This is a genomic window from Candidatus Pantoea multigeneris, assembly GCF_011752615.1.
Lineage (GTDB): Bacteria > Pseudomonadota > Gammaproteobacteria > Enterobacterales > Enterobacteriaceae > Pantoea > Pantoea multigeneris.
In genome coordinates, this window is record NZ_VWXF01000003.1 from 84984 (window position 1) to 96418 (window position 11435).

General features: G+C 53.9%; 16 protein-coding genes. 9 read left to right on the forward strand and 7 right to left on the reverse strand.

Translation table 11 applies throughout. The annotated features are described in order from the left end of the window. Positions 1-20: 20 nt before the first annotated feature. From fliI to fliF, 4 genes are read right to left on the reverse strand one after another with little or no spacing between them, the layout of a single operon-like run. Positions 21-1382, reverse strand: a complete 1362-nt coding sequence (gene fliI / locus F3J40_RS09230; protein WP_167013975.1) for a flagellar protein export ATPase FliI — start codon at positions 1380-1382, stop codon at positions 21-23. Next, on the reverse strand, positions 1382-2077 hold the full coding sequence (gene fliH, locus F3J40_RS09235) for a flagellar assembly protein FliH (RefSeq protein ID WP_167013977.1): 696 nt from the start codon (positions 2075-2077) through the stop codon (positions 1382-1384). The genes fliI and fliH overlap by 1 nt, the downstream gene beginning before the upstream one ends. Then, positions 2070-3062 (reverse strand): flagellar motor switch protein FliG, encoded by a 993-nt coding sequence (gene fliG / locus F3J40_RS09240; protein ID WP_167013979.1) that lies wholly within the window; start codon positions 3060-3062, stop codon positions 2070-2072. The genes fliH and fliG overlap by 8 nt, the downstream gene beginning before the upstream one ends. After that, positions 3059-4750: a flagellar basal-body MS-ring/collar protein FliF gene (gene fliF, locus F3J40_RS09245; protein WP_017346426.1), complete on the reverse strand. Its 1692-nt coding sequence runs from the start codon at positions 4748-4750 to the stop codon at positions 3059-3061. The genes fliG and fliF overlap by 4 nt, the downstream gene beginning before the upstream one ends. A 222-nt stretch (positions 4751-4972) precedes the next feature. Here fliF and fliE point away from each other — a divergent pair, with 222 nt between their 5' ends. From fliE to F3J40_RS09260, 3 genes are all read left to right on the forward strand, one after another. After that, positions 4973-5284: a flagellar hook-basal body complex protein FliE gene (gene fliE / locus F3J40_RS09250; protein ID WP_167013981.1), complete on the forward strand. Its 312-nt coding sequence runs from the start codon at positions 4973-4975 to the stop codon at positions 5282-5284. Between the two features lie 95 nt (positions 5285-5379). Next, positions 5380-5526 carry a hypothetical protein gene (locus F3J40_RS09255; RefSeq protein ID WP_167013983.1) on the forward strand — a complete coding sequence of 49 codons (147 nt, stop codon included), beginning with the start codon at positions 5380-5382 and terminating at the stop codon, positions 5524-5526. Next, on the forward strand, positions 5511-5978 hold the full coding sequence (locus tag F3J40_RS09260; RefSeq protein ID WP_167013985.1) for a type II toxin-antitoxin system YafO family toxin: 468 nt from the start codon (positions 5511-5513) through the stop codon (positions 5976-5978). Before F3J40_RS09255 ends, F3J40_RS09260 begins: the two co-directional genes overlap by 16 nt. A 128-nt stretch (positions 5979-6106) precedes the next feature. Here F3J40_RS09260 and F3J40_RS09265 read toward each other — a convergent pair whose 3' ends face one another. After that, positions 6107-6736 carry a helix-turn-helix domain-containing protein gene (locus tag F3J40_RS09265; RefSeq protein ID WP_167013987.1) on the reverse strand — a complete coding sequence of 210 codons (630 nt, stop codon included), beginning with the start codon at positions 6734-6736 and terminating at the stop codon, positions 6107-6109. Positions 6737-6871: 135 nt separating this feature from the next. Here F3J40_RS09265 and F3J40_RS09270 point away from each other — a divergent pair, with 135 nt between their 5' ends. The 4 genes from F3J40_RS09270 to F3J40_RS09285 all read left to right on the forward strand — a co-directional run bounded on the left by F3J40_RS09270 (position 6872) and on the right by F3J40_RS09285 (position 8629). Further along, on the forward strand, positions 6872-7261 hold the full coding sequence (locus tag F3J40_RS09270; RefSeq protein ID WP_017346420.1) for a hypothetical protein: 390 nt from the start codon (positions 6872-6874) through the stop codon (positions 7259-7261). Further along, a complete protein-coding gene (locus F3J40_RS09275) occupies positions 7242-7577 on the forward strand; it encodes a hypothetical protein (protein WP_167013989.1) in 336 nt (111 codons plus the stop codon). The genes F3J40_RS09270 and F3J40_RS09275 overlap by 20 nt, the downstream gene beginning before the upstream one ends. Before the next feature lie 81 nt (positions 7578-7658). Further along, entirely contained in the window at positions 7659-8081 is a 423-nt protein-coding gene (locus F3J40_RS09280) for a hypothetical protein (protein WP_167013991.1), read from the forward strand. A gap of 281 nt (positions 8082-8362) precedes the next feature. After that, positions 8363-8629: a hypothetical protein gene (locus tag F3J40_RS09285; protein ID WP_167013993.1), complete on the forward strand. Its 267-nt coding sequence runs from the start codon at positions 8363-8365 to the stop codon at positions 8627-8629. A 38-nt stretch (positions 8630-8667) separates the two neighbouring features. On the opposite strand, the gene F3J40_RS09290 is transcribed toward F3J40_RS09285, so the two are convergent. Together F3J40_RS09290 and F3J40_RS09295 are read right to left on the reverse strand one after the other, a co-directional pair. Continuing rightward, on the reverse strand, positions 8668-8907 hold the full coding sequence (locus F3J40_RS09290) for a DinI-like family protein (RefSeq protein WP_026042442.1): 240 nt from the start codon (positions 8905-8907) through the stop codon (positions 8668-8670). A 339-nt stretch (positions 8908-9246) separates the two neighbouring features. Further along, the gene (locus F3J40_RS09295) at positions 9247-9570 is read right to left on the reverse strand and encodes a DUF6388 family protein (RefSeq protein ID WP_167013995.1); all 324 of its coding nucleotides are present in this window, start codon (positions 9568-9570) and stop codon (positions 9247-9249) included. Between the two features lie 170 nt (positions 9571-9740). Here F3J40_RS09295 and yedD point away from each other — a divergent pair, with 170 nt between their 5' ends. Further along, positions 9741-10217 (forward strand): lipoprotein YedD, encoded by a 477-nt coding sequence (yedD, locus tag F3J40_RS09300; protein WP_167013997.1) that lies wholly within the window; start codon positions 9741-9743, stop codon positions 10215-10217. A gap of 206 nt (positions 10218-10423) precedes the next feature. Further along, on the forward strand, positions 10424-11383 hold the full coding sequence (cbl, locus tag F3J40_RS09305) for an HTH-type transcriptional regulator Cbl (RefSeq protein WP_167014006.1): 960 nt from the start codon (positions 10424-10426) through the stop codon (positions 11381-11383). Positions 11384-11435: the final 52 nt, after the last annotated feature.

Below are 11435 nucleotides of genomic sequence, written 5' to 3' on the forward strand. Positions count from 1 at the left end.
CTCCGGTTAGTCACAACAACTCAACCAAACAGTGCCTGTAAGTGCAGGCAGGCATTGTTGTACTCACTACGCTCAAAGATGCCCTGTTGCAGAAAGGCTTCCATTTCCGGGTAGAGTTTAATGGCACGATCCAGCAGGGGATCGCTGCCAGCAGCGTAGGCACCTACGCTGACTAAATCGCGGTTGCGCTGATAGCTAGAGAGCATCTGTTTAAACTGGCGCACCCGCGCATAATGGCTTTCATCAATCAGCGCGGTCATGGCTCGGCTAATTGAGGCTTCAATATCAATCGCCGGATAGTGTCCAGCTTCAGCCAGACGGCGTGACAGAACCACATGTCCATCCAGAATGGCGCGGGCGGAGTCGGCAATGGGGTCTTGCTGGTCGTCGCCTTCGGTCAACACGGTATAAAAAGCGGTAATTGAGCCTCCGCCGTGGGTGCCATTCCCGGCACGCTCTACCAGTGCGGGCAGTTTGGCAAAGACAGAAGGGGGGTAGCCCTTGGTGGCCGGGGGTTCGCCGATGGCTAACGCAATCTCACGCTGTGCCATGGCATAGCGGGTCAGGGAGTCCATGATCAGCAGTACGTGCTGCCCGCGATCGCGGAAATCTTCCGCAATACGCGTGGCGTAGGCCGCACCCTGCATACGCAGGAGCGGTGACACATCGGCTGGCGCGGCAATCACCACCGAGCGAGCACGGCCCTCGCTACCGAGAATGTTCTCGATAAAATCTTTGACCTCACGGCCACGTTCGCCAATCAGGCCGACGACAATCACATCGGCCTGGGTGTAGCGCGCCATCATGCCTAACAGGACACTTTTGCCCACGCCAGAACCGGCAAACAGGCCCATGCGTTGACCACGACCCACGGTCAGTAGGGCATTGATGGCCCGCACGCCGGTATCTAACACTTCCGTGATGGGCGTGCGCTGCAATGGGTTAAACGGCGCGGTAGAGAGCGGGGCACGGTAGCCGGTATCCGGTGCGGGAAGACCGTCCAGCGGGCGGGCGCTGCCATCCAGTACCCGGCCCAGCAGGGCAGGGCCAAGGGGCAACTGTTTGCCGCCATGAGGATTATCGCCGTTGAAGCGCGCATAAACGCGAGCTCCCGGCAAGATGCCATCCACCTCTTCCAGCGGCATCAAAAACAGTTTCTGTCCGTTGAAGCCCACCACTTCGGCTTCCACTTCATCCATCTGTTTGCCGTCGTGACGTTCGATCACGCAGGTGGCCCCCAGCGGTAACTGTAAGCCTGTCACTTCCAGCACCAGCCCGGTGGCCCGCACCAGGCGGCCATAGCGGCGTACCGGTTGCACCAGTGCGATACGGTTTTCAAAGGTGTCCAACGATCCCAGCCAGCGTGTAAGACGTGACGTCATTACAATTCTCCCGGTGCCGCAAGACGGCACAGTTCCTGCCAGCGGGTCGCCACACTGGCATCCAGATCGCCATCTTCCGCGCTGAGCTTGCAACCGCCCGGATGCAGCGTGCTGTCGGCAAGTAACCGCCAGCCGTGCAGATCCAGGGTTGCCCCAAGTGTCTGTTCGACCTGTTGTAAATCATCCGGGTGGACGCGCAGTTGTGGCTTACCGCTAAACATCGGCTCCTGTTGAATCAGGCCCTGGATCTGGCGCAGTAAGGCACTGCCATCCACGCTGGTGGACTGGCCAATTACCGTGCGGGCTGCTTCCAGTGCCAGCTGCATTAAACGTGCGGCAATCACACTGTCCAGCGCCTCCAGGCTGTGCTGGAACTCGGTGACCAACTGCTGCATACGCGCCTGGATCGGGGCTTGCTGCTGTTGGGCTTCCGTTAAGCCCTGTTGAAAACCGGCGTCATAACCGGCTTTCTGGCCCTCGCTGACCCCTAACTGGTGGCCCTCGCGATAGCCCTGATCGTGTGCCTGCTGGCGCATCGTGGCCTGTAAGCGTTCCAACTGCTGCTGCTCATTGGCGGCTTCGTCGACTACGTCTTCCAGGGTTTCCGGCAGCAACTCAGGTTCGGGTTCGATCGGTTGCGCCAGATCTTCCGGTTGCCACAGCTGCCAGGGGTGAGACGAGAAGGCATCAGACATAGGTTTCCTCGCCGCCACCAATCACCATCTCACCGGCTTCCGCCAGGCGACGTACCACCAACAGAATGGCTTTCTGCTCATTTTCCACCGCAGACATGCGCACCGGACCACGGTTCGCGAGGTCGTCACGCAGGATGTCAGCCGCACGCGCCGACATATTTTTGAGGAACTTCTCGCGCAGCGGCTGTTCGGCACCTTTCAACGCCACCAGCAACTGCTCGGATTCCACTTCCTGCAACAGACGCTGGATGCTGCGGTCGTCCACTTCCACCAGGTTTTCGAACAGGAACATTTCGTCGATGATCTTCTGTGCCAACTCGCCATCGAAGGTGCGTACCGCTTCGATAACCGCCTCTTCCTGCTGCGTTTTCATCAGGTTGATGATTTCCGCTGCGGTTCTCACGCCGCCCATCTTGGCACGCTTGAGGTTCTGGCCATCCAGTAGGTTGTTGAGCACCTCAGTCAGTTCCGCCAGTGCGGCTGGCTGTACGCCGCCGAAGGTGGCAATACGCAGCATGACGTCATGGCGCAGGCGCTCATCAAACAGCGCCAGAATATCGGCCGCCTGACTGCGTTTCAGGTGCACCATAATGGTGGCGATAATCTGCGGATGCTCATCGCGGATCAGGTCTGCCGCTGCCTGCGGCTCCATAAAGTTCAGCGTCTCCATGCCGCTGGTGGTTTCGCGGGTTTCGAGAATATCCTCCAGCAGGCTGGCGGCGCGCTCCTCGCCGAGCGCCTTCACCAGCACCGCACGGAGATACTCATTGTTATTCAGGCTCAGTGCGGCGAACTGCTCGGAATCCACCTCAAACTGACGGAGGACTTCCGTCAACACCTTGTGTGATACCTGGCGCATATTCGCCATGGCGGCACTCAGATGTTGAACTTCGCGTTGGCTCAGGTGTTTAAACACTTCAGCCGCACGCTCCTCGCCGATGGTCATCATCAGGATGGCGCTTTTTTCAGTTCCGGTCAGGCTCATAGTTCGGTACTCATCCATTCACGGATCACCAGCGCAACTACGCGTGGATCGTTTTCAGACATATCGCGGATGCGCTGGCTCATGACCTCGGCGTTCATGCGACTATTGGATTTGCGTTCCTGATCCAGCTCCTCTCCGCTGAGCTGTACGCTGTAGGCATCACCCTCTTCTTCGGCGGCTGCCTGCTGGGCCACGGCTTCGGCGGCGGCTTTTTCCGCCTCCTGTTTACGCATCAGCTGCGGACGCACCAGCTTGCGATAGAGAATGAAGGCCACCAACGCCACCAGTAACCAGCGACCTGCGCTCATTAACTGATCGAAGAAGGCTTGCTGTTTCCAGAACGGCAGTTCGCCACCGCTGGTATCGGTCAGATTGAACTGAGAGTTCACCACGTTGAGGCTGTCACCACGATCCTTTGAATACCCCATTGCTTCACGCGTCAGGTCTTCAATCTGCTTGATCTGCTGGTCGCTGAGTGCCACCTCTTTGCCTTTATCGTCCAGGCGGTAATTCACCACCACCGCGACAGACAGACGCTGTACATCACCAGTGTTGAGACGGGTATGACGGATGGTGCGATCCAGCTCGTAGTTCACCGTATCATCGCGGCGCGAGCTGCTTGGGCCACTGCTTTTCGCAGTGCTGGTGGTGGTGCCGTTATTCGCGGCCGCGCCGTTTTGTGCAGGAGGATTGGTGACTGGCGCGGTGTTAGCCGGTGCCGGTTCATTCGACAACGCACCAGGTACACCACCAGGGTAAGGCGAACCATTCTGCTCGCTGGTGCTGGTTTGGCGTGAGCGCACCGCGCTGTTGGCCGGATTGGCGTTCGGCTGGTAGTTTTCGATGGTTTGTTCACTGGTATCGAAGTTGAGCTGAGCAGTGACCTGAGCGTGGACATTACCCTGACCCACAATCGGGTTCAGAATGGCTTCAATACGCTGCTGGTAACGGGCTTCAACTTCGGAAGTAAATTTCAACTGGCTGTCGTTAAGATCGCGGCCACCGCTGTCTGCATGGGTCAGCAGATGTCCCGCCTGATCCACCACCGTCACATTGCCGGGCGGTAGCCCTGGCACGCTGCTGGAGACGATGTGCACAATGGCCTGAATCTGGCCTTCATCTAATGCGCGTCCCGGTTGCAGCGTTAAGGTTACAGAGGCTGAAGGTGCTTTTTGCTCACGCACAAACAGCGAAGGTTTTGGCATCGCCAGGTGGACGCGGGCATCTTTTACCGGGCCCAGGGTGCTGATGGTACGCGCCAGTTCCCCTTCCAGAGCGCGTTGGTAGTTGACCTGTTCGCTGAACTGGCTAATACCAAACTTCTCTTTATCCAGCAGCTCGAAGCCTACGGATCCGCCTTTAGGCAGGCCCTGTTGCGCGAGACGTAAACGGAGTTCATAGACTTTGTCGGCAGGGACCATTAACGCGCCACCATTCTCTTCGAAATGGTATGGCACGTTCATCTGCGTCAGTTGGGTGACGATGGCACCGCCATCTTCATTGCTCAGATTGCTAAACAACACACGATAGTCGGGGGCTTTCGCCCAGAGCACCAGTGCAAAAATCACCGCAATGGCTGCGGCGGCTGCGATTATAAGGGGGATACGTGGATTGGCGCGCAGGCGAGCGAGGATCTCGCTGATGCCCTTGGCGGCTTTATCCTGGGTTGCGGTTACACTCGCATTCATGAACGATTCCTGCCTGACATCATTGACCGGGTGGGTTGTGGTGACAAAAGGGACTCCCTGACACTGCTTTGGGTAAATTCAATTCCTGTTATGGGCATTATTTTCTGAATCGGGAAATTTGATGGCTGAATAAGCCGGGTTTTTTGCGGTTATTTAGCGCCTTTGCCACCTGTCCGCTGTGCTACCTTTTCGCCAACTTGACCTCCTCATTAAGGTATTCTCATGACTATCCAGGCGATTGACGGCGTTTTACAACAACTGCATCTCACGGCACTGCAAGCCGACAACCGTGCCAGCGACGCGTCCAGCCCGTTAGATTTCTCCGCCACCATGAAAGCCGCACTGGATAAAATCAGCGATACGCAAAACACCGCCAAAACCCAGGCCCAGGACTTTGAGCTAGGTAAACCCGGCGTGGCGCTGAATGATGTGATGGTCGATCTGCAAAAATCGTCAGTGGAGATGCAGATGGGCGTGCAGGTGCGCAATAAGCTGGCGCAGGCTTATACTGAAATCATGTCCATGCAGGTGTAGGTCTTCCTCCACTTAATAAGTAACCCTGGGTTGAAGGCAACCGGCGGCGCTTATATAATGAGCGGAAAATCACTGTTGGTGATAAGGCGTAAATTATGACTGAAAAGCGTGATAATCCTTCAACACAGAAGCCGCGTAGAACTGTACGTCGCTCCGATGAGTTCAAGGCTAAGCTGGCTGAAGCCTCTTCACTTCTCGCGGACAAAATGGAAGAAAAGCGACATCTATGGGATTCAAAATAAGTCGATCGCAAGTGTTATCTGATGTTATTTCGGAGTTTCCTTTAGCTGAACTACCCATTTTGGAATTTGAACAATATAAGCAGGAATGCATTAATTTTAATGATATTCCTGCTCCTGCTATTCATGTTCAGCTTGAATATCCCGCCCACTTAGAGACCATCGGCAGAGATAAGCTGATGGAAAGACCTGTAGAGGCAAGAAGCGAAGAACTTCATCATGTACATGTCTGGCAGGAGGGTTGTTGCTGGGAAGATGAAGACGGGCTGCTGGTGCAGTGGGCTTCTACCAGTGATAGCTACGTTGTCTACTCTTACTTTAGAGACCGTGATGATGATCATCATTTTTATGTCATAGACTATTGCCGAGATAATGCTCACAAACTGATAGAAGATAAATCGCAAGTTGCTCAATGGACTCAACAGGCAAGAGCATTCCGCATGCTGAATATCTAACCCACGATAGAGTGGGTTTTTTATGCCTCACGGATGAATAAAGTCACGCCGTCAGAAAAACACACGCGAACATTCAACTCAGGATGGTTTAGCACGTTTTACATCGAAACTCAGGTTTCCGCTTTTACTTAAAAACGCCGCCGCATTTCCACCAGCGTTGCCACCACCTGCAACGCATGCTGGGTGGAGCGCAGCAGCGGGTAATCGGGGTTCAGCGCGGCCAGTTCGAAATAGTGCTCGCCCTGTTCCGTCTGGCGGGGACGCCAGACGCGCAGGAGATACCCGTGCTCGGGATGCTTTGCCAACACATAATTTCCTGGCTGGGGCAGGACCTCGGGATCGAACAGCAGCACATCGCCGCACTGGCACGCTGGCTGCATCGCGTTTTCTTCCAGTCGCAGGGCAAAGCTGCCCGCAGACAATGCGGTATCGACAGAGACGGATGTCTCATCGCCACTCACCAGGCCGGTGACTAACCAGTTATCCAGTGCTGTCCGCGCCAGCAGCGGTATCTGCTGGCCTGTCTCGGTGGAGGGAAAAACAAATACCTGACCCTCACCATCAATCAGCCAGGCAGGGGCACAGCTCAACACTTCCGCCAGCCGCAGCAGATTCTCACCTCGCGGCTGCGTCTCCTCTTTCTCCCACTGTGACACCGCCACGTGTGACACCGCCAACTGTGCCGCCAGTGCTTTCTGTGTGAGTTGCAGCGATTTGCGGCGCAACCTGATGCGATCGCCAATCGTTTCTTTTTTCATCACTTGACAACTCCTGAAAGATTTACTTAAGTAATCTTAAGTCAAATTAAAGATAACTTAAATTTGACTCAGCACCGGACAGATTTTTCTGTCTTTGTTTCGGTCCATACACCTTGCAAGCGAGAGAGGTGGGGCATGGAAAGTAGCCTGATAACCAGTATCGGCGCTTTAGTCATGGGGGGCAGTGCCGCTGCCCTGTTCTGGAAACCCTTAATGGCAGGTATTGCGGCCATTGTCACCAGCAATCGTGCTGGAGGAGAGATTATCACCAGTTATAAAGAGCAAGTCATGATGTTGAAAGAGGAGCAGGCACTTTTACGTCAGGAAAATGATGCTTTACGCATTCGGCATGATGCCAGCCAGCGCCTGATCTCCGGACGTGAAACCGATTTGAAGTTGATGAAAAACGCATTGGCGCTACTGCTCTCCCTGACGGAAAGCGATCAGAGTGACAGGCTGCACCGTGAGCTAACCCGGCTGATCGCGACGTTAGAGGATCGAGAAAATGGCAGAGATCAGGTTTGACCGTCCATGGTTACGACACAAACGCCATCTGATTCTGGGTGGATTACTGATGACGCTGGCACTGCTGTGTACCGTTATCACCATCATTTCGCTTTACGTCAATAATGCGGCGAACCACCGGGTGGCCGATATTCGCCGCGAGTACCGGGAAATCTCGAACCGCCGTGAAAATAAAGTCGAGTTGCTCTCTGAGCAGGTGGCGGGGTTGCAGAAAAAACTCGATACCCTCCCGGAAAACACCGCCAGCAAAACGGCGGACAAAGTTAAGCAGGTGGTCAGCAATGACCTGACAGAGAAAGAGAAGCAGTCGCAGTAACGCAGTAGAAGCGGTGAGGAGATGCGGCTCTCTGACTTAGCATTCCCTTCACCTTAACTAAATCTGAAGAAGGAATACGTTATGACTGATATCAGCGATACCACACCAGAAGCGGTTTTTTCAGCGACAAATACTGGTGAGGCGAGTGATGTTGCCGCCGCCGCTTCACAGACCACCACTGCGGTGCAACAACCCGCAGGCGACAGCAGCAGAACCTCGGCGGCATCGGTAGTGGACGACAGCGGCGATGCGCCTGATGCTGGCACTGCTGCAGGTGATAGCGCTACGGCTGCCAGCGCGGTTAATGTCGCTTCCGACACCGCAGCGGATACCACCGCCACAGCATTAGTGAGCGGGCTGGCTGGATTACCGCAAGGCCTTGATGCCGTCACCAGTGGGGTACAGGATTTCGTCGCCGCCTACCATTTCGTCGAGCATGGCATCAGCCTGCTGGGGCTGGGATCTAAAGGTGATTTACTGGCACTGGCACGGAAATATCTCTGAATGTGTTTCTTTCCATCGCGTTGCATTACGGGGACTTTACGTCCCCTTTTTTGTGTTTAATGTGCTGTTAATTACAACATACTTAAAGCGTGCTCCTGCGTAGAAACCTGACCGCTTTGCCGGGAAGGGGGGCAGATGTGCCAAAGGCGTCATGCCAGAGCATCGCGCATGCTACAAGCACACTTGCGACTATTCCTAAGGAAAGCTTGGCTATATCCGCTACCTTTAAGCATGAAAACGATACTTTTATCATTTCAAAGAGAAATAAAGGGGCAGAAAATATGAGTCAATCAGAACAGGTGAAGAGCAAAACGGATTATCTGCGCGATGTCACTTCGCAAGTGAAAGAGATGCAGCACTATGCGCAAACCAACACTGAAAAGCTATCGTCTGCCTGGCTGGCATTTGATGCCGGTGAATACAAAGACAAAACCTTCGCACCCCGTTTTGAGACCTTAATTGAACAGCAAGGTAAGCTGCTGGATGAGTTTAATACGGTGATTCAGGACATTGAAATTGCGATAAATCACAGCGAGCAGGAAAAATAAGGCCCGCTGTTATCTGTTTACTGCGCGGTGGCTGAGCGTTACTCGGCCACCAACCACATCTCCGCTTCTTCGAACATCTCTTCAATAATCCGCGCCAGTGTGGCTTTATCATTCTTGCTCATGTCAGTTTCGATGGCATTACGCTCCATCGGCTTAACGCGTGCTTCAATATCTGGAAAAACGCGCTGCACTCTTTTTTCCAACTCTTGCTGGATCATTTCGCGCGCACCTGGCAGGCCTGCCACATTGCGCTTATCGTAAATCAGTTCCACAAACATGCTTTTGCCGTCCATACCGATAAAATTGCCGCTATTTTACTGTAAATAAAAACAGTATCAACAACAGCAGGGGCTGAAACAGCGAAAAAACAGCAGGTTGGTCGCCGTCAGAGTCTGGTAAGTGAAGGTTTAAGCGAAAAGGAGGCGGTGTGTCTGTGTTAACCGGGGGAAAAAATAGCCTCTGGAGGTAGAAATCCAGTGATACCTCCAGAGGCAGTGCAAGCGCACTCTTCGTTCAAGGACAATCACGACTGACGTCGTTGATTAAACTTATACAAGTTTTACCTCCTTGTACAACTTTGAACGTGATTTTGTGCAACTTTTTTCGGGTTACACCGATCAGAGTTCGTTTTTTATACAGAACTCTTCCCAACTCATACCCAGCGACGCCGCGTGGCTTTTGAGGTACGCCTCAATGGCATCGGCGGCAACCGCTTTGTCTGGCTCAGCTAACTGAATAGAGAAAATCATGCCATCCAGCTTTTTCTGGCGCAGGAAGGCGGCATAAATACGTTCGGCGTGCCAGGCGCGCAGGGCTTCCAGTGTCATGCCTGCGGCGGTGGCATCATCAGCACTCAGCGCATCCAGGGCAGCCTGGAAATCCGGGTGGGCAGTGAAAAACATCTCGCGCGCCTGCGCATAATAAGCTTCTGGGGTCTTCATCTTGATTCCTGAATCTGTAGCAGGCGCACAGTTTACCCATGCCAGGGTGTTTTGTCAGGTTCACCCCCCGATAATTCACGGGATTGCTGCCTTGGTTATGCAGATACCTTGCACTGCGCAGGTAAAAAATTATAACGTAGCCGCCATCAAGGCGATTTCAGGAATTGAGAATGAAAAAGTGGATTGTCATTGCGACCCTGGCGTTAAGCGGTTGTGCGCAGCTCAACAATTACAGTGAAGCGGTGAAAACACCAGCACCCGCTGACCTGCAGGGTAACTGGCAAACAGTAGGAGCGCAGAGCGCGCTGGTTAGCCCAGAGGCGATCGGCTCACTCTACATTGGGGCTGATGGTTCCACGCTGGACTGCCGACAGTGGATGCGCGTCATTGCTAAGCCTGGAAAGCTGACCCGGTTTGATGACCAGTGGGTGAATGTGAATCGTCAGGTACGCGTGATGCCGCTGGTAGTGGAAAATGGCGAGCTGCGCTACGATGGCCTGACATTACGTAAAGTTGACCGCCCAACCCTGGAGTGTCAGCAGGCGCAGGATATGGCCACGAAGTATCCTGATCTAGACCAGATCCAGAATGTGGATGTCCAGATTTTACAACCTCATACTGACACGCCAGCCCCAACGGCTCAGTAAGTTTCTCCGCCATCCCCTGCGGTGGCGGAAGTCGCTTCATACCGTACTGCAAACGGCCTGGCTTGCGTTGTCTGGCAGGGCCAGCCCATCGCTGAAATTCTCGCTATATTCTGATTCTGCATAACAACGACTTTTTTATTATTTGTTGTTATCTGAATTCGTTTTTAACATCAGTTGAAACAGTTTCGTAAAGCGAGGTAAATAGCGTGAATTTCCAGCAACTTAAAATCATACGCGAGGCAGCGCGCTGCGAGTTCAACCTGACGGAAGTTGCTAATACGCTCTTTACTTCCCAGTCAGGCGTTAGCCGCCATATTCGCGACTTAGAAGATGAACTCGGCGTTGAGATCTTTATTCGTCGCGGCAAACGTTTATTAGGCATGACCGAGCCAGGCAAAGCGCTGCTCACCATAGCGGAGCGTATTCTGGATGAAGCCGGTAAAGTGCGTCGTCTTGCTGATGTCTTTACGAATGAGACCAGCGGCATCCTGACCATCGCCACCACCCATACTCAGGCGCGTTATAGCCTGCCCAAAATTATCAAAGCGTTTCGCCAGCTCTACCCTAATGTACGGCTTGAGTTGAATCAGGGATCGCCACAGGAAATTGTCACCATGCTGTTGGCGGGTGAAGCAGATATTGGCATTGCCAGTGAGCAGTTAGTGAATAATCCGAGTCTGGCGGCATTCCCGTGGTTTAGCTGGCACCACTCTCTGTTAGTGCCGAAGGATCATGAACTGGTGCAGGCACAGCCGCTGACCTTAAGCAGCCTGAGCCGTTTTCCACTGATCACCTATCGCCAGGGGATTACCGGACGCTCACGCGTTGACCGTGCTTTCCAGGCGGCGGGATTAAAAGCGGACGTGGTACTGAGTGCGCAGGACTCCGACGTGGTGAAAACCTATGTGCAACTGGGCTTAGGGGTGGGAATACTGGCCGATCAGGCCTGTGAAACCAGCCAAAACGATGAACTGGTGCGAATTGATGCGCAGCACTTGTTCGATCCCAGCACCGTCTGGCTGGGATTAAAGCGCGGCCAGTTGCAACGCAACTATGTCTGGCAATTCCTTGAGCTGTGCAATGCAAATCTGTCACTGGAAGAGATTAAGCGCCAGGCGCTCTCTTACCAGACGGAAGATGAACCGGCCATCGATTTCCAAATCTAATTTTCCTCTGTCCGCCGTGATGACGCGGACAACTTATCGCCTCAATGAAGAA